Source organism: Burkholderia sp. MSMB1826 (genome assembly GCF_001526325.1).
Lineage (GTDB): Bacteria > Pseudomonadota > Gammaproteobacteria > Burkholderiales > Burkholderiaceae > Burkholderia.
The window spans coordinates 295,574-320,545 of record NZ_LOYN01000029.1 but is presented as its reverse complement, the minus strand read 5'-3'; the positions used below and the strand labels follow the sequence as shown (position 1 = coordinate 320,545).

Annotated in this window: 17 protein-coding genes; 7 read left to right on the top strand and 10 right to left on the bottom strand. The window is 69.2% G+C overall.

The window, feature by feature from the left end; all coding sequences use genetic code 11:
• Positions 1-2 precede the first annotated feature (2 nt).
• Together WS95_RS18990 and msbA are read right to left on the bottom strand one after the other, a co-directional pair.
• Entirely contained in the window at positions 3-386 is a 384-nt protein-coding gene (locus WS95_RS18990; RefSeq protein ID WP_034208014.1) for an RcnB family protein, read from the bottom strand.
• Positions 387-479: 93 nt separating this feature from the next.
• Positions 480-2,231, bottom strand: a complete 1,752-nt coding sequence (msbA, locus tag WS95_RS18985; protein ID WP_034208015.1) for a lipid A export permease/ATP-binding protein MsbA — start codon at positions 2,229-2,231, stop codon at positions 480-482.
• 225 nt (positions 2,232-2,456) lie between these two features.
• Here msbA and WS95_RS18980 point away from each other — a divergent pair, with 225 nt between their 5' ends.
• The 3 genes from WS95_RS18980 (at position 2,457) to WS95_RS18970 (ending at position 5,589) form a co-directional block, all read left to right on the top strand.
• Entirely contained in the window at positions 2,457-3,209 is a 753-nt protein-coding gene (locus WS95_RS18980) for a glycosyltransferase family 2 protein (protein WP_059825047.1), read from the top strand.
• Positions 3,210-3,328: 119 nt separating this feature from the next.
• Positions 3,329-4,171: a glycosyltransferase family 2 protein gene (locus WS95_RS18975; protein ID WP_059825045.1), complete on the top strand. Its 843-nt coding sequence runs from the start codon at positions 3,329-3,331 to the stop codon at positions 4,169-4,171.
• A gap of 137 nt (positions 4,172-4,308) precedes the next feature.
• Positions 4,309-5,589 carry an O-antigen ligase family protein gene (locus WS95_RS18970; protein ID WP_059825043.1) on the top strand — a complete coding sequence of 427 codons (1,281 nt, stop codon included), beginning with the start codon at positions 4,309-4,311 and terminating at the stop codon, positions 5,587-5,589.
• Positions 5,590-5,728: 139 nt separating this feature from the next.
• On the opposite strand, the gene WS95_RS18965 is transcribed toward WS95_RS18970, so the two are convergent.
• From WS95_RS18965 to dnaE, 3 genes are all read right to left on the bottom strand, one after another.
• Positions 5,729-6,907: a glycosyltransferase family 9 protein gene (locus WS95_RS18965; protein ID WP_059825042.1), complete on the bottom strand. Its 1,179-nt coding sequence runs from the start codon at positions 6,905-6,907 to the stop codon at positions 5,729-5,731.
• A gap of 150 nt (positions 6,908-7,057) precedes the next feature.
• On the bottom strand, positions 7,058-8,146 hold the full coding sequence (locus tag WS95_RS18960; RefSeq protein WP_059825040.1) for a glycosyltransferase family 9 protein: 1,089 nt from the start codon (positions 8,144-8,146) through the stop codon (positions 7,058-7,060).
• A 312-nt stretch (positions 8,147-8,458) separates the two neighbouring features.
• On the bottom strand, positions 8,459-11,992 hold the full coding sequence (gene dnaE / locus WS95_RS18955) for a DNA polymerase III subunit alpha (protein WP_059825039.1): 3,534 nt from the start codon (positions 11,990-11,992) through the stop codon (positions 8,459-8,461).
• 216 nt (positions 11,993-12,208) lie between these two features.
• Here dnaE and WS95_RS18950 point away from each other — a divergent pair, with 216 nt between their 5' ends.
• Together WS95_RS18950 and gluQRS are read left to right on the top strand one after the other, a co-directional pair.
• Positions 12,209-13,063, top strand: a complete 855-nt coding sequence (locus tag WS95_RS18950) for a sulfurtransferase (RefSeq protein ID WP_059781288.1) — start codon at positions 12,209-12,211, stop codon at positions 13,061-13,063.
• Between the two features lie 25 nt (positions 13,064-13,088).
• Entirely contained in the window at positions 13,089-13,985 is an 897-nt protein-coding gene (gene gluQRS / locus WS95_RS18945; RefSeq protein ID WP_059825037.1) for a tRNA glutamyl-Q(34) synthetase GluQRS, read from the top strand.
• 285 nt (positions 13,986-14,270) lie between these two features.
• Here gluQRS and WS95_RS18940 read toward each other — a convergent pair whose 3' ends face one another.
• The 4 genes from WS95_RS18940 to purT all read right to left on the bottom strand — a co-directional run bounded on the left by WS95_RS18940 (position 14,271) and on the right by purT (position 18,085).
• Positions 14,271-15,818: a DEAD/DEAH box helicase gene (locus tag WS95_RS18940; RefSeq protein ID WP_034208023.1), complete on the bottom strand. Its 1,548-nt coding sequence runs from the start codon at positions 15,816-15,818 to the stop codon at positions 14,271-14,273.
• A gap of 373 nt (positions 15,819-16,191) precedes the next feature.
• Positions 16,192-16,572: an MliC family protein gene (locus WS95_RS18935; protein WP_034208024.1), complete on the bottom strand. Its 381-nt coding sequence runs from the start codon at positions 16,570-16,572 to the stop codon at positions 16,192-16,194.
• Positions 16,573-16,666: 94 nt separating this feature from the next.
• Positions 16,667-16,852 (bottom strand): DUF6726 family protein, encoded by a 186-nt coding sequence (locus WS95_RS18930; protein ID WP_034208025.1) that lies wholly within the window; start codon positions 16,850-16,852, stop codon positions 16,667-16,669.
• Between the two features lie 18 nt (positions 16,853-16,870).
• Complete coding sequence (gene purT / locus WS95_RS18925; RefSeq protein ID WP_034208026.1) at positions 16,871-18,085, bottom strand: formate-dependent phosphoribosylglycinamide formyltransferase; 1,215 nt, start codon at positions 18,083-18,085, stop codon at positions 16,871-16,873.
• Between the two features lie 216 nt (positions 18,086-18,301).
• Between purT and WS95_RS18920 the strand changes: the two genes are divergently transcribed.
• Both WS95_RS18920 and WS95_RS18915 read left to right on the top strand, forming a co-directional pair.
• Positions 18,302-18,847, top strand: a complete 546-nt coding sequence (locus WS95_RS18920; RefSeq protein ID WP_059781278.1) for an META domain-containing protein — start codon at positions 18,302-18,304, stop codon at positions 18,845-18,847.
• A gap of 177 nt (positions 18,848-19,024) precedes the next feature.
• Positions 19,025-23,545 (top strand): DNA translocase FtsK, encoded by a 4,521-nt coding sequence (locus WS95_RS18915; RefSeq protein ID WP_059825035.1) that lies wholly within the window; start codon positions 19,025-19,027, stop codon positions 23,543-23,545.
• A gap of 96 nt (positions 23,546-23,641) precedes the next feature.
• Here WS95_RS18915 and WS95_RS18910 read toward each other — a convergent pair whose 3' ends face one another.
• Positions 23,642-24,886, bottom strand: a complete 1,245-nt coding sequence (locus WS95_RS18910; protein WP_156444499.1) for a lactonase family protein — start codon at positions 24,884-24,886, stop codon at positions 23,642-23,644.
• Positions 24,887-24,972 lie beyond the last annotated feature (86 nt).

The window sequence follows — 24,972 nt, the reverse complement described above, 5'->3', positions numbered from 1 at the left end:
GGTCAGTCGCCGATCCGCAGCACGATGCCGGAACCGATCTGCACCAGCAGGTGATCCCCGCCGACGCCGACCCATTGATAGCCGCGCGGTGGTGGGCTCAGATGATAGCCACGCCAGTCGTCGATCACGTATTGGCGATCGCGGAACTCGGGAGGAAGCCGGTCGCCCTTGTGCCACTCGCGGCGCGGCTGGTCGGCCCAGCGCGGCGGTACGTCGTCGTCGCGATGCATCGCGTGGCCGGGCGGCACGTGTTTCGGGCCATGGCCGTGCTGCATCCCGTGGCCGCCGCGGTCATCGCGATTGTCGTGGTCCTGCGCCATTGCCGCGGTAGCCGCGCAGCCTGCGGCGATCAGTGCGGCCAGCATCATGCCGTGCATCCTCTTCATTGTCCTTCCCTCCGTGGTGTCACGTCGAACAAGAAACGACCGGGACTGCCCGACGAAGACTAGCACACGGCATCGCGGCCGCCTCACCGCGCGTTACGCCGCTTGCTGCTGATACTGGATCCGGTGCAGGTGCGCGTAGAGGCCGCCGTGGCGCAGCAGCTCGTCGTGGCTGCCCTCTTCGACGATCTTGCCGGCCTCGAGCACGAGGATGCGGTCCGCGCGCTCGATCGTCGACAGCCGGTGCGCGATCACCAGCGTCGTGCGGCCTTCCATCAGCCGCTCGAGCGCGGCCTGCACGTGGCGCTCCGACTCCGAATCGAGCGCCGACGTCGCTTCGTCGAGGATCAGGATCGGCGCGTCCTTGTAGATCGCGCGCGCAATCGCGAGCCGCTGGCGCTGGCCGCCGGACAAGCGCATCCCGTTGCCGCCGACCAGCGTATCGAGCCCGTCGGGCATCGCGGCGACCGCATCGGCGAGGTTCGCGGCCTCGAGCGCGGCCTGCACGCGCGCGCGGTCGGGTGTCTGCCCGTAAGCGACGTTCGCGGCGATCGTGTCGTTGAACAGCACGACGTCCTGGCTGACCATCGCCATCTGGCTGCGCAGCGCGTGGAGATCGTAGTCGGACACCGGCACGCCGTCGACCAGGATCGTGCCGTCCGTCGGGTCGAAGAAACGCGGCAGCAGGTTCACGAGCGTCGTCTTGCCGCTTCCGGACGGGCCGGCCAGCGCGATCATTTCGCCCGGCGCGACCTTGAACGAGATGCGGTCGAGCGTCGGCCGTTCGGCCGCGCCGTAGTCGAACGACACCGCGCGGAACTCGATCTCGCCGCGCGCATGCGGCAGCGGCCGGCCGCCGCCCTGCGGCTCGGCCGGCTCGTCGATCAGCCCGAAGATCAGCTCGGCGGCCGTCATCCCGCGCTGCAGCGGCTGGTTGACGTCGATCAGGTGCTTGAGCGGCGAGATCACCAGCAGCATCGACGTGACGAACGCGACGAACCCGCCGACCGTCGTCTGGTCGTTCGACGACTGCACGACCGCGATCGTGATCACGACCGCGAGCGCGATCGACGCAAGGAACTGCGTGAGCGGCTGCGCGAGGCCGCCCGAGATCGTCATGCGCATCGCGTAGCCGCGCAGGCGCTTGCTCATCGTCGTGAAGCGGTCCGTCTCGTACGCTTCGCCGTTGTGCACCTTGACGACCTTGTAGCCGCCGACCGTCTCCTCGACGATGTACGACAGCTCGTTGGTCAGCGTCTGGTGCTCGCGGTTCAGGCGGCGCAGCCGGCGGTTGATCTTGCTGACGAGCCAGCCGATGCCCGGCAGGATCACCGCGACGATCAGCGTGAGCCGCCAGTTCAGGTAGAACAGGTAGCCGAGCAGGAAGATCACCGTCAGCGAGTCGCGCACGAGCGTGACCATCACGCCCGTCAGCACCGACAGGATCTGGTTGACCTCGAACACGATCGCGTTGATCACCGTGCTCGCGGTTTCGCGCTGAAAGAACGACGCGCCGGTATGGATCATCCGCCGGAACATCTCGAGCCGCAGTTGCAGCAGGATGCGGTTCGATACGTAGTTGAGCAGGTAATTCGACGCGTACTGCGACACGCCGCGCACGAGCGCGAGGCCGATCACCGCGATCGGCACGTACCATTTCGCGCGGTCGCTGCCGTGCGAGCCGAAGCCGTGGTCGAGGAGCGGCTTGAGCAGCGCCGGGATACCGGCTTCGGTGGCCGCGACGACGCCCATCGTCACCACGGCGAGCACGACGATGCCGATGAGCGGCCGGATATACGGCCACAGGCGCTTGAGGACCGTCACCGGCGAAGTGCCGCTGCCGTCCATCGGTTTGCGAAGAGTGTTCTGGGTTTCCAAGGCAATCCTTCTTGAGCCGCGATGCGGCGCCCGGCGCGTGGCCGCCCGGGTGTGCGCCCTGGTCGGGCGAGTGCCGAAAAGGGCTCAACATTATAGCTGCACCGCCCCCGCCGGCACGGTCGGCGCCGATGCTGCCCGCGGCCGCCCCGAAGGTATACTGCCGCTCACCGTTTTCTCCGCCTTTTCGACGATTTCATGGCTGAACCCTCCCTCGGCGTCGCCCTCATCGCCCTCAACGCATCCGCGCGGCTCGCGCAGTGTCTCGATGCGCTGTCGTTCGCCGACGATATCGTCGTCATCGACGGCGGCAGCACCGACGATACCGTCGCGATCGCGCAGGCGCACGGCGCGCGCGTGATCGTCGAGCGCGACTGGCCGGGTTTCGGGCCGCAGAAGAACCGCGCGCTCGACGCGCTCGGCACCGACTGGATCCTGTCGCTCGATACCGACGAAGTGGTCACGCCGGAACTCGCGCAATCGATCCGCGACGCGATCCGCGCGCCGGCCGCGCAGGTCTATGCGCTCGACCGGCTGTCGAGCTTCTGCGGCCAGTGGATCCATCACAGCGGCTGGTATCCGGACTGGGTGCCGCGGCTGTTCAGGCGCGGCGCTGCGCGGTTCTCGGACGATCTCGTGCACGAACGCCTGGTGTTCGAGACCGCCGCGCAGCGCCTGTCCGGCAAGCTGATGCACTACTCGTACGAGGATTTCGAAACGGTCGTGCGCAAGCTCGACGCGTATTCGACGGCCGGCGCGCGCCAGCGCCGCGCGGCCGGCCAGCACGGCGGCTTCGGCAAGGCGCTCGGCCGCGGCGCCTGGGCGTTCGTGCGCACCTACGTGCTGCGGCGCGGGTTCCTCGACGGCCGCGCGGGCTTCATGATCGCCGTGTTCAACGCGGAAACCGTCTATTACCGCTTCCTGAAGCTCGGTCACGAACCGGCCCGCTAGGCGAGCGCCGGCGCGCGGCCGGCCCGGCGTTACAATGCCGGGTTGCGCGCGCCGCGCGTGCCCGCCCGAACGGCTGCGCCGCGCGCCGCCCGCCACGACGACCACCGAATCCGACCGCCATGTTCTCCATCATCATCCCGACCTGGAACAACCTGCCGTACCTCAAGCTCGTCGTCGACAGCCTGCGCCGGCATTCCGCGTACGACCACCAGATCGTCGTGCACGTGAACGACGGCTCGGACGGCACGCTCGACTGGGTGCGCAGCGAAGGGATCGAACACACCGCGTCGCCGACCAACATCGGCATCTGCCATGCGGTCAACCTGGCCGCCGCGCGCGCCGTGCGCGACTACGTCGTCTACATGAACGACGACATGTTCTGCTGCCCGGGCTGGGACACGGCGCTCGTGCGCCGCATCGAACGGATGCCGACCGACCTGTTCATGCTGTCCGGCACGATGATCGAGCCGGTCGACACGCGCAATCCGTGCGTGGTCGTCAGCGATTTCGGCCGCGACGCCGAGCAATTCGATGCGGCGGGCCTCGTCGCCGCGACGCCGAAGCTCGCGCGCGCGGACTGGCTCGGCTCGACCTGGCCGCCGACGCTCGTCCACCGCGACTGGTGGAACCGCATCGGCGGCTACAGCAGCGAGCTGTCGCCGGGCATGAGCAGCGACAACGACTTCTCGATGAAATTCTGGGACGCCGGTTGCCGGATCTTCATCGGCGTCGGCGACAGCCTCGTGTATCACTTCCAGCAGAAGAGCACCGGCAAGATCGTCAAGAACGACGGCCGCCGTCAGTTCCTGAACAAATGGGGCATGACCCAGGCGACGTTCGACCGCTACTACCTGCATCGCGGCGAGCCGGCAGGCACCCGCATCGCGCTCGATACGCCGGCCGTGGAAGGCCGCCTCAAGCGCGCGCTGCTGCGTTCGCGGATCAAGCGCGCGTTCAGCTGATCGAGCCCCGAAAACCGCACGGAAACCTGTCCTGCTTCGCGTATACTGCGCCGTTCGTCCCGGGTCTCTCGCCGGGGGCGCGACGCGGCGCGGTGCACGCCGTTCGCGCGTCGCATTCGTCCATACGCCAGGTTCCGATGCTTTCGTTTTCCACTCCCGCCACGCGGCGCCTGACCGCCGCCCGTGCATTCGCCGTCGCCGCGCTCTGCATGGTGCCCGTCTCGACCGCGCTGACCAACGTGTTCTGCGGGCTGTTCGCCGTCGCGCTCGTGATCTCCCCCGAATTCTGGCGCAACCTGCGCTCGCTCGTCGCCGACCCGGCTTCGCTCGCGGCGCTGCTGATCCTGGCCGCGCTGGCCGTGAGCGTCGCCTATACGGTCGCGCCGCACAACAAGGCGTGGAACTGGGTCGCGAAGTACGACAAGCTGCTGCTGCTGCCGTTCGCCGTGCTCGCGTTCCGTCATTCGAACTGGGCGCCGATCGTGCGGCGCTGCTGGTTCGCCACGCTGTGCGCGATCCTGCTGCTGTCGACGACCAACTACCTCGGGCTGACCGCGATCGGGCCGGCGCATGCGACCCAGTTGCCGCTGTCGCGCGCGTGGGTATTCAAGAACCATATCGCCGCCGGCATGTTCGGGGCGTTGCTCTTTTACCAGGCAGCCGATCTCGCGCTGGCGGCCCGCACGATGCTGTCCCGCGCCGCGTATGCGAGCGTCGCCGCGTGGTCGCTCGTCAACGTGTTCGTGATGCTGCAAGGGCGCACGGGGCAGGTCATCGCGCTGTTGCTGATCCTCGTCGTCGCCGTGCGTTTCGTGCTGCTGCTGCGCCGGCGGTCCGCGTTGCGCGCCGGGCTCGCCGCCGGCGTGCTCGTCCTCGCGGGCGCCGCGCTCGTGGTCGCCGCCTGCACGGTTCACAACGGCCGGCTGACGAAGGTCGTGACGGAAGTGCAGCAATACCGGCAGAGCGATGCGGCCACGTCGACCGGGCTGCGCCTCGAGTGGTACAAGAAGGGGCTCGAGCTGTATCGCCAGCGCCCCGTGCTCGGCTACGGCGCGGGCGGCCTCGAATCCGAATTCGAAAAGCTCACGGCCGGCAAGACGGCGGCCGAAGGCCAGCTCACGTCGAACCCGCACAACGAATATTTGCTGATGGCCGTGCAACTCGGCTCGCTCGGCGTGCTGCTGTTCGTCAACCTGATCGTGCAGATCGCGCGCGGCAGCCGGGCGCTCGATCCGCGCTCGCGACACTTGCTGCTCGCATGGCTCGCGATCTTCGCGATCGGCAGTCTCGCGAATTCGCTGTTGCTGGATTTCGCCGAAGGGCACCTGATCGTGCTGCTGGCCGGCATCCTGCTCGGCTGCAGCGAGCGCAACGAAGCGCTGCCGCGCGAAACGTCGGCAATCCGACGCAGCGTGTAACACCCGCCGGCCTACGTTCCGCTGCCCACGCCGACCGGATCGGCGGCAGCGGACCTCCGCAGCCGATACGGGCGAGCCGCGTGGTTCTCCGCGGAACGAAGCCCCCGGCCAACGAAGAAAAACGCGCGTTTGCCGGGCGTCAATCGGGCCTGGCGCGGCCCAGCCGCGACGTGTCGACGACGACGTCGGCCGGGCCCGGCGGATTCAGCCCGAGCATCTCGGCAGCCGCGGCCTTCACGCGCTGCGCCCCAAGATGGACGAGGCAGTCGCTGCGGCTGTCGACATGACGCTCGCAGCCTTCGTGCCGGCACGGCACGCAATCCCCCTCCCCTTGCAGCAGCCACACGTTCCCGTGCCGGCCCGAGCCGCGCAGCGGCCACGGATTCTCGGTCGCGGGCCAGTGCTGCGGCCACGGCCCCCAGCGCACGGGGTCTGACGGCCCGAACAGTGCAATCGTGTCGGTGCCGGTCGCGGCCGCGACGTGCGTCGCGCCGGTGTCGGGCCCGATGAAGAGCCGCGCGCGCCGCACGAGCTCCGCGCTCTCGCCGAACGTCAGGCGCCCGACCAGGTTCAGCACGTCGCCGCCCGCCTCGGTCGCGACTTGCTCCGCATACTCGCGCTCGCGGTCGGCCGGGCCGCCCGACAGCGCGACCGCGAAGCCCTGCTCGCGCAGCCAGCCGATCATGTCGACCCAGCCGTCGAGCCGCCATTGCTTGTAACGGAACATCGGATACGGATGCAGCACGACCAGCGGCTTGCCGGCGCGGATCGCGGGCGACTCGGCGAGCCACGCGTCGAAACGCGCGCGTCGCGCGGGATCGTCGCCGATGCCGGGTGCGACGACCTCGGATACCGGCTCGATGCCGATCACCGGCGCGAGTGCGAGCGTACTGACGACCGTATGCGCGGATTCGTGGTGATTGATCGCGATCCCGTTCAGCATCATCCGCGTGAGCCACGTGACGCGGTTCGGGTCGACCAGACCGACCCGCTTGCGGCCGGCGAACCAACTATAGAAACGCGGCCGGTCGGAACTCAGCGCCGCGCACGCGAGATCGTAGCGGCGCCACATCGACAGCGCGTCGCGCAACCGCTCGCGAACCCCCGCGCGCTGCGCGACCACGATCACGCGCCGCACGTCCGGATTGTGCTCGAGCACGCCCTCGGTGCCGCGAAACACCAGCATGTCGATCTGCGCGTCCGGCCAGCGGGCCTTCAGCGATCGAACGAGCGGCGTCGTCAGCAGCACGTCGCCGATACGGCGCGGCGCGGCAACGAGGATGGTTCGGGGCGGACGGGCGGAAGAAAACAGGGCCACGGCGATCGTCTGGCTGGCTGAACAAGGCTGGCAATGTACAGGATTTTGCAGCAGCCGGCGCGGCGTCGCGCACCGGCCGCGCCGGCAGCCGCGATGCGACCCCGCCCGCGGGGGCGTCGTGCGGTACGCGGCCGCACGGCGCGCCCGGCACTACGAAGCGGTCGTCACGATCGCGGCCGCTGTGGCGGCGGCCGGCGGCTCGCGCGTCGCATCGGCCGCAGCGTCGTCGCGATGGCCGGCCTGCGGCAGCAGGTGACGCACCGCGCGCTCGACCGCATCGACGCCGATCGCTTCGACGGTCGGGCCCGCGCGCAGGATCACGTGCGGCACGCCAAGCGGATGCCAGCGCAGGTATTTCTCGGGACGGTCCTCGAACAGCGCGGCCACCGGTACGCCAAGCGCCGACGCAAGATGGACGGGTGCGCTGTCGGCCGAGACGATCATATCGAGCAGGCTTGCGGCCGCCACCAGTTCGGCGATCGACGCGGGCGCGACATGCCGTGCATTCACGTCGCGCCATACTTCGTCTTCGACAGCCCGGCCGATGGTCGGATCGCGAAACACGATCACGTCGGCGATCGGTGCGAGCCGCTCGCCGAGGTCGCGCCAGCGGTCGGCGGGCCAGCGGCGCTCGGCCGCCTTGTTCGACACGAACAGCCCGACGCGCGGCTTCGTCCGCGCGCCGAGCAGGCGATGCCACGCCTCCTGCAGCGTGGGATCGGGATGCACCGACAGCTCGAGACGGTCGAGATCGGCATCGCCGAGTTCGGGCACGAGCCGGAAGCCCGACAACGCTTCATGGCACATCGGCCGCTGCGCGACATGCTCGGGCTTGCGATCGTCGAATTCGGTCCTGGCATCGTGCCAGCGGCAATCCTTCGCGCGAAGCTGGCGCGCGAACTGCATGCTGCTGCGATGCATGCCGCCGTTCGGCACGACCACGAGGTCGAACCGCAAGCGGCGCAGACGGCGCACGAGCCGCAACCGGTCGAAGAATGCGCGCATCCGCCCCGGACGGTCGTTGCGCTCGCACTGACGGCTGTACACGTAGGTGTGGATCGCGTGCACGTTCGGGTTTCCGGCCAGCGCGGCCGCGTTGTAGCGGTTCGCGACCACATGCAGCTCCGCGCCCGGCCAACGCGCCTTCAGCGCGCGGAGAAACGCCGTCGTGCACAGCATGTCGCCCAGAAAATCAATCCGGATCACGAGGATCCGCTGCGTCGGGTTCCCATTGGCCATGGTCATGTGGTGACAATCCGTTTTTATCGTCGAGACGGGCCGTTCCACGGCATCCCGTTCGGGGGCTACACCGCCGCGCGTTGCCGCACCCCGCATGGATCCGCCCCTGTTTATTCGCGCGCCACCGGCGCGGCGTCGCCCGCCGCGCGAACCCGCGGCAGGCGCGGCGTTCGGACGGTCAGCGCGGGATTGTATAGCGTCCGGATGGCCAGCCCAAGTCCGATTACCGTCGCACGTAAAAACGGCCCGCCGCACCGCACGATGGCGATGCGACGGGCCGCCTGGACGCGACACCCGCCGAAGCGGGCGCGGTCAGTACGTGATTTCGACGACGCTGCCGTCGAACGCCGCGCGCAGCTCCGCCAGCAGCACGTCGCTCGGCTTCACGCGCCATGCGTCGCCCAGACGCATTTCGCCCTGCGCGCGTGCGTTGCTGTAGTGGATCTGGACTGCAAGCCCGTTCGGCAGCGGCGGCGGCGGACGCCGACCGCCATCGCGGCCGCCGCCGCGCGGCGCGGGCGCGTCGACCGCGTTCGCCGCGGCCGGATCGTCCTTCGACACGTGCGGCTCGAGCACGCGGCGCAGCGCGAGCGCGTCGGCGTTGCCGTTCATCGTCAGCCGCACGGCCTGCGCATAGCGGCTGCGCGCGCGTTCAAGATCCATCACGGTATCGGCCGTGAAGCGAATGCCGCCGGTGAACGCGTCGTTGCGCGCCTGCCCCTGCACGATCAGCAGCTCGTCCTCCTTGAACAGCGCCTTGTTCGCCTCGAACTGCTCGTTGAAGATCGTGATCTCGCACTGGCCCGTGCCGTCGTCGAGCAGCGCGATCAGCATCTTGCCGCGCTGGGTCATCTGCGTGCGCAGCGACGCGATGATGCCGGCGACGAGCTTGTCGCGCCCTTCCTTCAGGTCACCGATCTTCTGCCGCACGAAGCGGCGCACTTCGTCGCGATACGCGTCGAACAGGTGGCCGGACAGGTAGAAACCGAGCGCGGCCTTTTCTTCCTGCAGGCGACGCTTGTCGTCCCACGCGGGTTCGTCGACGAGTGCATGCGCATGCGGCGACTCGGCGCCCATGTCGAACAGGCCCGCCTGCATCGCATTCGCTTCGGCCTGCTCGGCCGCTTCCATCGCGAGCGGCACCGACGCGATCAACTGCGCACGGTTCGGGTTCAGCGAATCGAACGCGCCGGCGCGAATCAGCGCCTCGACCGTGCGGCGGTTGACCACACGCCGGTCGATCCGCTCGCAGAAGTCGAACAGGTCGGTGAACGCCTTTTCCTCGCGCGCACGCAGGATTTCCTCGATCGCGTTCTGGCCGCTGCCCTTCACCGCGCCGAGACCGTAGCGGATCGTGCGCGAGCGCTTGCCGTCGGCTTCCGCGACCGGCTCGAACCGGTAATGCGACTGGTTGATGTCCGGCGGCAGCACGACGAGGTTGTTCACGACGCAGTCGTCGAACAGGATCTTCACCTTGTCGGTGTCGTCCATCGCGAGCGTCATGTTGGCCGCCATGAATTCGGCCGGATGGTGCGCCTTCAGCCACGCGGTGTAATACGCGAGCAGCGCATACGCGGCTGCGTGCGACTTGTTGAAGCCGTAGCCCGCGAACTTCTCCATCAAGTCGAAGATCTCGTCGGACTTCTCGCGCGTGAGGCCGTTCTTCGCCGCACCCTCGGCGAAGATCTCGCGATGCTTGGCCATCTCCTCGGGCTTCTTCTTGCCCATCGCGCGACGCAGCAAGTCCGCCCCGCCGAGCGAGTAGCCGCCGATGATCTGCGCCATCTGCATCACCTGCTCCTGATAGACCATGATGCCGTAGGTCTCTTTCAGGACGGGTTCGACGCGCGGATCCGGATAGTCGACCTTCTCGCGCCCGTGCTTGCGTGCGCAGAAGCTCGGAATCAGGTCCATCGGGCCCGGACGGTACAACGACACGAGCGCGATGATGTCCTCGAAGCGGTCGGGCTGCGCATCCTTCAGCATGCCCTGCATCCCGCGGCTTTCCAGCTGGAACACCGCGACCGTGTTGGCCTTCTTCAGGATCTGGAACGAGGCCGGATCGTCGAGCGGCACCTGCGCGAGCGACCAGTCGGCCTTCGACGGATCGAGACGGCGGATGTAGCGCTCGGCCCAGTCGAGGATCGTCAGCGTCGTGAGACCCAGAAAGTCGAACTTCACGAGGCCGACGGCTTCGACGTCGTCCTTGTCGTACTGGCTGACCACGCCGCCGTCGTCGCCCTGCGTGTACAGCGGGCAGAAATCGGTCAGCTTGCCGGGCGCGATCAGCACGCCGCCCGCGTGCATCCCGACGTTACGCGTGAGGCCCTCGACGCGCTGCGCGAGATCGAGCAGCTGGTGCACTTCGTCCTCGTGGTCGTAGCGCTCCTGCAACTGCGGCTCTTCCTTCATCGCGTCGGCAATCGTCACGTGCTTGCCGGGCTTGAACGGGATCAGCTTCGCGACGCCGTCGGTGAACATGTAGCCGAGGTCGAGCACGCGGCCGATGTCGCGCACGGCCGCCTTCGCGGCCATCGTGCCGAACGTGGCGATCTGCGATACCGCGTCCGCGCCGTATTTCTCCTTCACGTACTGGATCACGCGATCGCGGCCGTGCTGGCAGAAGTCGATGTCGAAGTCGGGCATCGACACGCGTTCCGGGTTCAGGAAGCGCTCGAACAGCAGGTTGTAGCGCAGCGGATCGAGGTCGGTAATGCCGAGCGCGTACGCGACCAGCGAGCCGGCGCCCGAGCCGCGGCCCGGGCCGACCGGCACGCCGTTGTTCTTCGCCCAGTTGATGAAGTCCGCGACGATCAGGAAGTAGCCGGGGAAGCCCATCTTCGTGATGGTCCCGCACTCGAATTCGAGGCGCTTGTAGTACGTGTCGCGCTGCGCGTCGCGCTCGGCTTCGACCGGATACAACTGCGCAAGGCGAGTCTCGAGCCCTTCCTTCGACAGCTGGACGAGGTAGTCGTCGAGCGACATGCCGTCCGGCGTCGGAAACAGCGGCAGTTTCGGCTTGCCGAGTTCGAGCTTCAGGTTGCAACGCTTCGCGATCTCGACCGTGTTCGCGATCGCCGACGGCAGGTCGGCGAACAGCGCGACCATGTCGTCCTGCGTGCGGAAATACTGGTCGGTCGTGAAACGCTTCTGGCGCCGCGGGTTCGCGAGGATGTCGCCTTCCGAGATGCACACGCGCGCCTCGTGCGCGGTGAAATCGTCGTCCGTCATGAACTGCGTCGGGTGCGTCGCGACGACCGGCAGCTTCAGCGACGCGGCGAGCGTCGCGGCCTGCTGGATGTACGCCTCGGCGCCCGGCTGGCCGTAACGCTGCAGCTCGATGTAGAAGCCGCCCGGAAACACCCGCGCCCAGCGCTCGGCGTGACGGCGCGCGGCGTCTTCGTTGCCCGCGGCCAGCGCGAGCCCGATATCGCCCTGCTGCGCGCCCGACAGCGCGAGCAGCCCCTGCGCGCGCTCGCCGTCGAGCCAGCTCGCGTCGAGTTCCGCGCGGCCGCGGTACTGGTTCGTGAGCCACGCCTTCGACAGCAGCTCGCAGAGATTCAGGTAACCGACCTTGTCCTTGACCAGCAGCAGCAACCGCGACGGCTTGTCGCGGTCGTCGGGATTGGCAATCCAGACGTCGCAGCCGGCGATCGGCTTGATGCCCTTGCCGCGGGCTTCCTGGTAGAAACGGACGAGACCGAATGCGTTGCCGAGATCGGTGAGCGCGAGCGCACCCTGACCGTCCGCGGCCGCCGCCTTGACGATGTCGTCAATGCGCACGATGCCGTCGGCGATCGAGAATTCGGAGTGAACGCGAAGATGGACGAAGCGAGGATCTGACATGGGCGCTATTGTAGCCGCGTCGCCGCGCAGGCTGCCCAAAAAATGCCCGCCTCGGCCGTTCGGCCGATGCACGCGGCGCCCCGTCGCGCGGTTGGCCGATCGGCCGGGTACCGATGCCCGCGCCGTTTGCGGGATAATACGGTTTTTCGAATCAACGCCCCGGCTTCGCACCCTTTTTTGCGGGCCGCCGTGCGGCCGTTTTCCCGTCGGACCATCATGACCATCGTCAACCTCGCCGCCTACCACTTCGTCTCGCTCGACGCGAACGAACAATGGCGCCCGCTCGTCACCGCCCGCTGCAACGAACTCGGGCTGCGCGGCACGATCCTGCTTGCGCCGGAAGGCATCAACCTGTTCATCGCCGGCACGCGCGAAGCCACCGACGCGTTCATCGCGTACATCCGCCACGATCCGCTGTTCGAAGGCAAGTTCGCGACGCTGCAGTTCAAGGAAAGCCTGTCCGACTCGCAGCCGTTCCGCCGCATGCTCGTGCGCCTGAAGCGCGAGATCATCACGATGAAGAAGCCCGCGATCAAGCCGGAACTCGGTCGCGCGCCGTTCGTCGACGCCCGCACGCTGAAGACGTGGCTCGACCGCGGTCACGACGATACGGGCCGCCCGGTCGTGATGCTCGACACGCGTAACGCGTTCGAAGTCGACGTCGGCACGTTCGACAACGCGCTCGACTACCGGATCGACAAGTTCAGCGAATTCCCGGAAGTGATCGACGCGCATCGCGCCGACCTCGAAGGCAAGACGGTCGTGTCGTTCTGCACCGGCGGCATCCGCTGCGAGAAGGCCGCGATCCACATGAAGGAAATCGGCATCGAGAACGTGTACCAGCTCGAAGGCGGGATCCTGAAGTACTTCGAGGAAGTCGGCGGCGCGCACTATCACGGCGACTGCTTCGTGTTCGACTACCGCACCGCGCTGAACCCGCAGCTCCAGCCCACCGACAAGGTCACGTGCTTCGCGTGCCGCGCGGTCGTCACGCCGGAAGCGCAACAATCGCCGCACTACGTGCCCGGCAAGTCGTGCCCGGCCTGCGCAACGGCGGCCAGCGCCGCGTAACCGCGCGTCGCACCGCGCCCCGCCGATGAACCACGGCTATCGCGGCCGCTTCGCGCCATCGCCCACCGGCCCGCTGCACTTCGGCTCGCTGGTCGGCGCGCTCGCGAGCTGGCTCGACGCACGCGCGCACGGCGGCACCTGGCTCGTGCGCATCGAGGATCTCGACGGCCCGCGCACGGTGCCCGGCGCGGCCGACGACATCCTCGCGACGCTCGCGCATTTCGGCATGACGCCCGACGAGCGGCCCGTCTGGCAGAGTACGCGCGACGCGGCCTACACGGCCGCGCTCGAGCGGCTCGTCGCGGCGGGGCTCGTGTATCCGTGCGGCTGCACACGCAAGGAAATCGCCGATTCGCTGCGCGCCGCCCACGAACGCCACACGACGCTCGCGTATCCGGGCACCTGCCGCACCGGCCTGCACGGCAAACCCGCGCGCGCATGGCGGCTGCGCGTGCCGGACGGCGACGACGCGCTCATCGCATTCGACGATCGCTGGCAGCACACGCAATCGCAGAACCTCGCGACCGAAGTCGGCGATTTCGTGCTCAAGCGCGCGGACGGCCAATGGGCGTATCAGCTCGCGGTCGTCGTCGACGATGCCGACGCCGGCATCACGCACGTCGTGCGCGGCGCCGACCTGCTCGATTCGACCGCGCGCCAGATCCATCTGCAGCGCTGCGTCGGCGTGCCGACTCCCGCGTACCTGCACGTGCCGGTCGTCGTCGACGCCAACGGCGAAAAGCTCAGCAAGCAGACCGGCGCGACGGCGCTCGAACGCAACGATCCGCTGCCGGCGCTGCGGGCCGCGGCCGCGCATCTCGGACTGTCGAACGATGGCGATCTGCCGAGCCAAACGATCGACGCGTTCTACGCGGCCGCCACCGATGCGTGGGCGCGTCGCTTCGGGCCGCGCGCCGGTTGAATCGCCGGCGGGACTCCGGCCCATGCCGACGACGTTCCTGCATCCGTCGGCGTCGAATCCGATCGCATGAAAGCGTGACGCAGGCCTGAGCGCTCCGTCCGCTACCGTCGTTGCGCAATGCGCAACGGCATCGCATCGAAATATCCGCCCCCGCGCGGCACGCAATCGCCCGCGCACGCACGCCCTGCCCCGATCGCATCGCCCAATGAAAAAACGGGCACATGCTCGTCGCATGTACCCGCCTGTCCGGCAGCGCTCCCGCGCCGCCCTGCCGCTTCGCCCGGCTTACGCCGACGGCTTGCGCGGCATTCCGAACCCGCCGAGCAGCGCGGCGACCTGACGCTTCGGCCCTTTCTTCTCGGGCTGCTGCGCGGCCTGCGTGTCGTCCGGCTGCTTCGCCGGCGCCGACGGCTCGTACGGTTTCAGGAAGAAATCGTCGACCGGCGCTTCGTGCCGGCGATGATGGCCGCCGCGCTCGGAACTGCCCGAGCGGCGACCCGCTGCACCGCGATGCTCGTCGCGCTCGCGCCGGCCGCCCCGTTCGCCACCACGCTCGCTGCTGCGCTCGCCGCCGCGCTCGTCGTGACGCTGGCGCGCGGGCTTGTCGAGCTTGAGCGTCTGCACTTCGAGCGGACGCTTGATCAGCTTCTCGATATCGGCGAGCTGCTTGCGCTCGTTCGGGCTGCACAGCGACAGCGCGTCACCCGTCGCCCCGGCGCGACCGGTACGGCCGATCCGGTGCACGTAGTCTTCCGCGCTGAACGGCAGGTCGAAGTTGATCACGGCCGGCAGCTCGGCGATGTCGAGACCGCGCGCGGCCACGTCGGTCGCGACCAGCGCCTCGATTTCGCCGCGCTTGAACGCGTCGAGCGCCTGCATCCGCTCGATCTGCGTCTTGTCGCCGTGAATCGCCGACGCGACCACGCCGTCGCGCTCGAGGTTGCGCGCGAGGCGGCTCGCGCCGATCTTGCTGTTGCAGAACACGATCACCTGCTTGAGGCCGCGATCGCGCAGCAATTGCACGACGGCCGCCTGCTTGTCGCCTTCGGCGACGTCGTAGACGATCTGCGTGACGTTCGCGTTCGTCGAATTGCTGCGTGCGACTTCGATCGTCTGCGGGTTGCGCAGATAGGTCGACGCGAGCTTCTTGATTTCGCCCGAGAACGTGGCCGAGAACAGCAGCGTCTGACGCTCCTTCGGCAGCAGGTTCAGGATGCGCTGCAGATCCGGCAGGAAGCCCATGTCGAGCATCCGGTCGGCTTCGTCGAGCACGAGGATCTGCACCTGGCCGAGGTTCGCCGTCTTTTGCTGCACGTGGTCGAGCAGGCGGCCCGGCGTCGCGATCAGGATCTCGACGCCGCGGCGCAGTTCGGCCGATTGCGGGTTCATGTCGACGCCGCCGAACACCACCGCGCTGCGCAGCGGCGTGTGCTTCGCATACGCGTGCACGTTCGCGGCGACCTGGTCGGCGAGTTCACGCGTCGGCGTGAGAATCAGCGCCCGCACGGGATGGCGCGCCGGGGACGCGCTCGTATTGGCTTGCGGCAGCAGACGCTGGATGATCGGCAGCGAGAAGCTCGCGGTCTTGCCGGTGCCCGTTTGCGCGGCGCCCATGACGTCGCGGCCGGCGAGCACGACCGGAATGGCCTGAGCCTGAATCGGCGTCGGCGTCGTATAGCCCTGCTCCGCAATGGCTTTCAGGATATCGGCGGCAAGGCCGAATTGGTCGAAGGTTGCGTCGACGGGCTTGGCGACAGAATCGGACATGGTGGCGTTTCGCTCAAAAGGCGCGGCGGGGACATCGTGCGTCAGGCCGGCCGGGCCTGCGCTCATCACAATTCGGAAATAGACGGAGCCGCGGCGCGCCGCGCGGCGCCGCTCTGGTGCTTGGGACCGGTTCGATGCGAACGCCGGACGCCAGGCCGTGCGGACTCCGTTCGGCGCGAATGCCGGCGGAAAGGGCCGTATTGTAGCACCGTGCGCGCATCTGTCCGTGACAACGCCGCGAACGGCTGCGACCGCGGCTCGCGCGGCGTGCCTGTCCGCCCCGCGCGACCGGGCGATTGGCCGATCGGACTATCCGTATCGGCCAGCGAACCATATTAGGGGCTCGATCCTGGAATCCCGCACCGGCATGCCCGCCGCCCGGCCGTCAACCCGACGGCAGGTCACGCAGGCGAATACGCGCTGCGCGCGCGTCCGCCGCTCAGCCCTTCTTCTTTTTCTTCTCGACCTGCACGCAGTCGCCCAGCAGCGGCGGCGACTGCGGGTCGGCGATCTCGTCGCGCAGCGTCGCTTCCTTGCCCTTCGTCCACCAGGTATAGCGGCCGGCCTGGTAGCGCGCGCCCGACGCCGACACCGTATCGACGAACAGCATCTGCTTGCCGTCCACCGGCACGAGCGCGAAGCTCTGGCCGTTGCCCGCGAGCCAGTACGACACGCGCACCGGCTGCTTGTGGTTCGCGCACTGGTAGAGGGTTTGCTGGCGCGCGTCGGCGTCGATCTCCTCGACGGTCAGTTGCGCGGCGTGCGCGACCGAAACGGCGGTGCCGGCGAGCGCAAGCGCGGCGAGGGTGTGGCGAATCATGCAGGTCCTCTCACGAGACGTTGGAAACGCGCCCTTGCGGGACGCGCGGTTATTGTTTGCAGGATCGGCGGGGAAATCGCGCCGATCGCCAGAATCAGGGATCGATCACGTCCGCGCACGCATCGGTCGGCGCCGCGGCGAGATGGCCGACGAGCGGCACGATCTTGAGCCCGGCCGACGCCACCCGGCACGGCGCGGCCGCGACGCCGCAGCCGGCGAGACTCGCGACGAGCGCCAGCGCGGCGCCCAGCTTTCCGATACGCAACCATCGCGACGCCATCGTCCTCTCCTCGTTCCGTCAGCGCGCCGACACGGGCCGAACGGCCGCGGCAGCGCGCTTCGCCCGTTCGCGGGCTTCGTCGACGGTCGCGCCGGTCGCCAGCGCGACGCCCATGCGCCGCTTCGCGAAACTTTCCGGCTTGCCGAACAGGCGCAGGTCCGCGCCCGGCACCGCGAGCGCGTCGCGCACGCCTTCGAACGCGATCCCGCGCTCGTCGAGCCCGCCGTAGATCACCGCCGACGCGGCCGGCGTGCCGAGCGCCGGATCGACCGGCAGGCCGAGAATCGCGCGTGCGTGCAGCTCGAATTCCGACTGGCGTTGCGAGGCGAGCGTGACGAGGCCCGTATCGTGCGGCCGCGGGCTCACCTCGGAGAACCATACGTCGTCGCCGCGCACGAACAGTTCGACGCCGAACAGCCCGCGCCCGCCGAGCGCCTCGGTCACCTTGTGCGCGATCTCGCGCGACTTCTCGAGCGCCGCCGCGCTCATCGGCTGCGGCTGCCACGATTCGACATAGTCGCCCGCCACCTGCACGTGGCCGACCGGTTCGCAGAAATAGGTGCGCGTGTCGAGCGTCGCCGGATCGATCGCGCGCACGGTCAGTTGCGTGATCTCGTAGTCGAAATCGACGAAGCCCTCGACGATCACGCGGCCGTGGTTCACGCGCCCGCCCGCCATCGCGTAGTCCCACGCGGGTTTCACGTCGGCGTCGGTCTTCACGACCGACTGCCCCTTGCCCGACGACGACATCACCGGCTTCACGACGCACGGCATGCCGATCGTCGCGACGGCCGCGCCGAAGGCCTCGAACGAATCCGCGAACGCATACGGGGAAGTCGGCAGGCCGAGCGCCTCGGCCGCGAGCCGGCGGATCCCTTCGCGATTCATCGTGAGCTGCGTCGCACGCGCGGTCGGGATCACCTCGGCGAGGCCGGCCGCCTCGATCGCCGCGAGCGCGTCGGTGGCGATCGCCTCGATCTCGGGGACGATCAGGTGCGGCCGTTCGGCTTCCACGACGGCCCGCAGCGCGGCCGGGTCCGTCATGTCGATCACGTGCGCGCGATGCGCGACCTGGTGGCCCGGCGCGTCCGGATAGCGATCGACCGCGACGACTTCGACGCCGAGACGCTGCAACGCGATGATGACTTCCTTGCCGAGTTCGCCGGCGCCGAGCAGCATGACGCGCGTGGCCGAGGGTGAAAGCGGCGTACCGAGCCGCTGACCGATCTGCATGTGATTTCCCGCTGGTTCTGTTGGAGGACGAAAACGGCTTCGATGTTAACACGGGCATCCGCGCCGGTTTGGGCGGTTTGGCCGCGCCCGCGCGTGGTCGCGCGAGGCCCGCGGGCGGGCCGCGAACGTTTTCGCGCGCGAAGTGTCGGCTCGCCTGCCGCGGGGCGGGTGCGTTACTCTTACGCCTTGATCAGAATCCGAAGAGGAACGAGGCTCATGTCCCACCTGTCCGCGGCCGCACGCGCACGCACCGGCCTGCTTCGCCCGTTGCGCGCGCCGCTTTGCGCGTTGACGCTTGCCACGCTTCTCGCCGCCTGCGCGATGCCGACCCATCCCGATTCCGCCGCCCCAGCACCCGACCCGTACAACCCGGCCGCCGTCCAGCTGCTCGACGACACGAGCTGGGAGCTCACCAGCTGGGTGAACGCCGACGGCACGCCGCGCGCGATCCCGCACGGCGACAACGGCGAGCCGATCAAGCTCGCGCTGTCGACCGACTCGGGCATCCGCCGCGCGAGCGGGTTCTCGGGCTGCAACCGCTACATGGGCACCTACGCGATCAAGAACGGCCTGCTGAGCTTCGGCCCGCTCGCCGGCACGCGAATGGCCTGCCCGAACACGCTCGGCGGCCAGCTCGAATCCGCGTACCTCGACGCGCTCGCCCACATCGAGAAAACCGGCGTGCAGATGCGCGCGCCGCAGCAATTGCAGATCGTGACCCAAGCCGGCGCAACGCTGACGTTCACGCAGCGGAGCCCCTGATGAACGGCGCGCGCGAAGGCCGACCGGCCGCCTTCGCGTGACGCGCCACGCGCACGTGCCACCCACGTGCGTCGCGCGGCATGAATCGGAATCACGCCGCGTCAGAGTCTTGTTCGCCGGCCGGTTAAACTCGGCGGGTCGCGCCCCGCGCGCCCCGCCCCACTCCTGTTTCAAAGCATGCACACGGTTGTCTTCGGCTGGTTCGGCATCTCCGCCGTCTGGTTTCTCCTTCTCTTCTGGCGTCTCGTGCAGGCGATGCTGCCCGGCGGCGGCGGGCTCGCCGGCCGCGGCTCGATCCGCCTGTGGCTCGGCTTCGCCGCGGTGTTCGTCGCAAGCTGCACGCTGACGAGCCCGCTGTCGGGCCCCGACACGAACGCGCTCGGCCATGCGTGCTCGGCCGGCTTCGCCCACGTGCTCGGCCCGATCGGCACGCCGGTCGCGATGGTCGTGCTGTTGTTCGCCGGCTTGCCGTGGCTGACCGGCATCGGCTGGCGGCAGTTCGCCGCGTGGGTCGACACGTCGTTCGGCGTCAAGCTGTCGCGCGACGGCGGCGACGACGACGCGCGCGGGATCGCCGACCTGCCGCGCAGCGCGCTGCATCGCGACGACGACGTCGTGCAGCCGACCACCGCGCACACCGTCAACTCGATGGCGCCGCGCCAGAACGGCCGGTATTCGCGCCCGACGGTGTGGAAACCCGATCCGCAGGCGCGCCCGAAGCCGCGCAGCAAGACGCCGCCCCGCCCGCTCGCGGAGCCCGTCGCGCCGTCGGGCTGGCTGAAGCCGACCGCCCCGCCGCGCACGCCGGCGCCGCCCGCGCCGATCCCGGCCAGCGCGATGCCGCCGCCGACGACCGGCAGCACCGCCAGCCTCGCGCGCGCCGCGGCGAACGCGCAGGTGCCGCGCCCCGCGCCCGCCCCGCTTCCGGTCGGATTCGAACCCGTCCGGCCGCGTCCGACCGCCGCGCGACCGGCCACCGCCGCGCTGACGCAGACGGCGCCGCGCGCGACGGTCACCCCGCGCCCGGCCGGTACGCCGCCGCAGCGTCCGCCGGTGCGGCCGGTCGCGGGCACGGCGGCCGCCGGCCCGTCGGACGCGGCACGACGCCGCCCGGCGCCGCCCGCGCCGGCGCGCGCACCGCTCTATGCATGGAACGAGAAGCCGGCCGCGCCGATCACGCCGGCGCCGAGCGTTCACGACACGCTGCGTTCGATCGAGGCCAGCACCGCGCAATGGGCGTCGCTGGGCGGCGCGCAATCGGCCGATGCCACGCGCGCGGCGACCGCTGCCGCCGCCGTGGCCGGCGTCGCCGCGACGGCAGGCAGCGTGGCCGCGCCGGCATCCGCGGCCGCGTCGAACGCGTTCGTCCCCGCGGCGCAGGACATCGCAGCCCAGGACGGCGATGTCCCGGCCGCACACGATGCCGCGCCTGCTCGCGACGACGGCGCGCCGATCGTGCTCGACGCGTTCATGCCGGTGCAATCCGGTATCGCGCAGGCCCCGCGTGTCGATTCGCCCACCCCGGCGCTCGACGACGCTGCACCGTCCACGCGACCGGATACCGGCATCGACGATCGCGCGTACGCGCATCGCGCCGACGACGAAATCCGTCGCATCGACGATGCGGCCGCTGCGCCGTCGTTCGACGCCCCCCTCGGCGTCGCGCCTTGGGACGATGTCGTCAGCCCGCCGGTTTCCGCACGCGACTGGTCGACCGAAAACCCGATGGCCGATGTGCCCGCGCACGCCACGCGATCGGAGTCCGCTCATTCGGCGTTCGCGCAAGCAGGCAATGCAGCGGTTCGCGACCTCGGTGCCAGCAAGCCGACCGCGTCCGTCGATGTCGACGACGAGGACGACGCACGACCGGCGCCTGCAATCGATCGCGCGGCACCGGCCCACTTGCGTCAAGCGGCTGCCGATGCGCACGCCGATGTGAAGCCGCCGGCCGACAGCATCGTATCGTTCGCTGCGCTGCCCGCTTCGTCGATTGCGGCAACGTCCGCACCGGCCGTATCGCATCCCGCGCCGGACGCTGCCAAGCCGGTCGAGACGGAACCTGCGGCGTCGTTGCCGGCTGTCGCTCCACGCGCGACGCCCGCCGCCACGTATTGGACACCTTCGACGGTGCAGCCCGCCGCGGCCCCGTCGACCGTCTCCGCCGAATTGCCGAAATCACCGGCGGCTCAGCCGTTTGCCGCAACATCGACGGCATCGACCGCCGCTGCGTCGCCGCTGGCCGGCACGGCTGACGGTTCGACGGCACACGCGTCCGCACTCGCCTCCACATCGAGCATCGCGCCCGTCGCCGCCGCAGTTTCGTCGGTCGGCGTAACCGGCACGGCGTCCGCGTCGCCGTCGCAACCTGCCGCATCGGCACCACCCGCTACTTCCGCCGCGTCGGCGTCGCCGGCCGGTGTGACGGGCCTGACCTACGGTTCGCTTTCGCGCGCTTCGACGCCCGCATCGACCGAGGCGCCCGCCGTGACGCCATCGGCCGCCGGCGCATCGGGTTCGCCGTTCGGTTCGACTGCGCAGACACCTACAACGCCGGCGCCCGCCACCGCGACGCCCGCAACACCCGCGACTTTCGCGTCCGCGCCTGTCGCCACACCGTCTTACGCGCCGGCATCGACGCTTCCGGTCGACACGGCAACCCCGTCGACCGGTACCACGACTTTCGCGACATCGGGCTCATCGAGCGCAGTCGCTCCGCAGCCGGCAAGCGGCCTGCCCGCGTCGCCCACCGTGTCTGCGCCGGCGTCGCCGTCCTTCAGCACGATCGCGTCGACGACCACGGCCGCCGCCACGCCGATCCAGTCGATCGCGGGCTCGCCTGCCGCTGCCGCCGGATCGCCGACGTCGATGGGCGCGACCGCTGCGACGCAGGCTCCGTCGATCGCGTTCGTCCCCGCCGCAGTCGCAGCCCAGACGTTGACGACACAGCCCGCCCCTGCCGCATCGTCGGCGAGCTGGTCGATGTCGCACGACGCGGGCGCAACGCCGACCGCGACACCGCAAGCGACGCCCCTCCCCGCCGCGAACCTCTCGCCCACGCCGGCAGCCGCAGTTTCCGCGCCGACATTGCCCGCGACCCCGTCGATCGGCGCACCGGCCGCCGAAGCCGCCGAAGCCATCGAGGCAGCCGAACCGGCCCCGGTCGCCCCCGCCCGCCCGCCGCGCCCGAACGCGTTCGAATTCCACGCCCCCGCGTCGTTCAGCGTCGAACTGCCGACGCTCGACCTGCTCGAGCCCGCCTCCGACGACGTCGAAACGATCACCGAGGAACACCTCGCGCAAACCGCGCAGGTGATCGAACAGCGGCTGCAGGAATTCAAGGTGCCGGTGACGGTGGTCGGCGCATCGGCCGGCCCCGTGATCACGCGCTTCGAGATCGAACCCGCGCTCGGCGTGCGCGGCAGCCAGATCGTCGGCCTGATGAAGGACCTGTCGCGCGGCCTCGGCCTCACGTCGATCCGCGTCGTCGAGACGATCCCCGGCAAGACCTGCATGGGCCTCGAACTGCCGAACGCGAAGCGCCAGATGATCCGCCTGTCGGAGATCCTCGAATCGCGCCCGTACCAGCATTCGCCGTCGCAACTGACGATCGCGATGGGCAAGGACATCACCGGCCACCCGGTCGTCACCGATCTCGCGAAGGCCCCGCACATGCTCGTGGCGGGCACGACGGGTTCGGGCAAGTCGGTCGCGATCAACGCGATGATCCTGTCGCTGCTGTACAAGGCGACGCCGGAAGACGTGCGGCTCATCATGATCGATCCGAAGATGCTGGAGCTGTCGGTCTACGAAGGCATCCCGCACCTGCTCGCGCCGGTCGTCACCGACATGAAGCTCGCGGCGAACGCGCTGAACTGGTGCGTCGGCGAAATGGAGAAGCGCTACCGGCTGATGTCGGCCGTCGGCGTACGCAACCTCGCGGGCTTCAACCAGAAGATCCGCGACGCGGAAGCGAAGGAAAAGAAGATCGGCAACCCGTTCTCGCTGACGCCCGACGACCCGGAGCCGCTGTCGAAGCTGCCGCTGATCGTCGTCGTGATCGACGAGCTGGCCGACCTGATGATGGTCGCCGGCAAGAAGATCGAGGAGCTGATCGCCCGCCTCGCGCAGAAGGCGCGCGCGGCCGGCATCCACCTGATCCTCGCGACCCAGCGTCCGTCGGTCGACGTGATCACCGGCCTCATCAAGGCGAACATTCCGACGCGCGTCGCGTTCCAGGTGTCGTCGAAGATCGATTCGCGCACGATCCTCGACCAGATGGGCGCGGAGTCGCTGCTCGGGATGGGCGACATGCTGTTCCTGCCGCCGGGCACCGGTTATCCGCAGCGCGTGCACGGCGCGTTCGTCGCCGACGAGGAAGTGCACCGGATCGTCGAGTATCTGAAGCAGTTCGGCGAGCCGCAGTACGAGGAAGGGATTCTCGACGGCCCGGCCACCGACGGCGCGACGCAGGACCTGTTCGGCGATGCGCCGGACGCGGAAGCCGATCCGCTGTACGACGAAGCCGTCGCGTTCGTCGTGCGCACGCGGCGCGCGTCGATCTCGTCGGTGCAGCGTCAGTTGCGCATCGGCTACAACCGTGCGGCACGCCTCGTCGAGCAGATGGAAGCGGCCGGCCTCGTGTCGGCGATGGGTATCAACGGCAGCCGCGAGGTGCTCGTGCCGGCCGCGGCCGAGTGAAGCGGGCGGCCCGCCGGCCGCGATTCATCGCGACGGGCGCGCCGCGCAACGGGCCGTCCGCAAAAAAAGGCGCTGCCTCGGCAGCGCCTTTCTCGTTTACTGCACCGGCACCAGCTTGAAATCGACCGGCTTGCCGACCGCGACCTTCTGCGGATTCGCGCCGAGCTGCCCCGTTTCCACATTGCGACTGAACACGTAGAACGTGTCGCTGTCCTGGTTGCCGACGATCAGCCACTTGCCGGTCGGATCGATCAGGAACTCGCGCGGCGTCTTGCCGAGGCTCGACTGGCGGCCGACGAGCTTCAGCCGGCCGTCCGCCTTGTTCACCGCGTAGATCACGAGGTCGTTCGCGTCGCCGCGGTTGCTCACGTACAGGAAGCGCCCGTCCGGCGACAGGTGGATCGCGCCGCCGCCGACCTTGCCCTTGAAGCCCGGGGCCGTCATCGGCACCGTCTCGATCGGCGTCAGCTTGCCGTCGCGATAGCCGAACACCTCGACCGACGCGTTGAGCTCGCTCGTCACGTACGCGAAGCGGCCGTCGGCGCCGAACACCATGTGACGCGGGCCCGAGCCGGCCTTCACCGGCGTATAGCGCGTGTCGGTCGGGCTGATCAGCCCGCGGCTGCCGTCCACCGTGTAGCGGTAGCCGTAGATCTTGTCCGCGCCGAGATCCTGCACGAACAGGTAGCGGCCGTCCGGCGAAAATACCGTCGAATGCACGTGCGCGCCGTCCTGGCGGCCCTTCACGGGCCCCGTGCCTTCGTGATGGACCGTCAGCACGGCCGGGCCGACGGCGCCGCCGTCGCGGATCGGGAACACCGCGAAGCTGCCGCCCGGATCGGCCGCCACCGAGTAGTTGGCGGTGACGAGGTACTTGCCGTCCGGCGACAGCGCGAGATAGCAAGGATCGTTCCCTTCCGACGACACGCGGTCGATGAACGTGAGGGCGCCCGTCTTCGCGTCGAAGCCGAACGCGCTGACGCCGCCGCGCTGCGTCGCCGGCCCGTTGTCGCCGGGCAGCTCGTTGACCGCGTACACGGTGCGACCGTCGCGGCTCGGCAACAGATACGACGGATTCTCGGTCTTCGCCGACGACACAGGCGCGACGCTGCCCGTCTTCGTATCGAAGCGGTAAACGTAGATCCCGTCGCTGCCGCCGCCCGTATAGGTGCCGACGAGCAGGTTGTAGACGCCGTCGGCCGGGGCGGACGATTGCTGCGCGAATGCGTGGGTCGCGGACAGGGAAAGCACGATCGCGAAACCTTTCATCCAGTGAGCGAGCCTAAGCGGGAACCCTCGTGTCGAAGCGCGTGCGTCACGCTCGCGTAAACGGTTGGGCATTGAATCCTCCTTGCATCGAGTCGCTTCAAGTGTTGAGATAGGACGAAACGCCGGCCGTTCATGCGCTCCGCCGCCCGGCCGAGTAT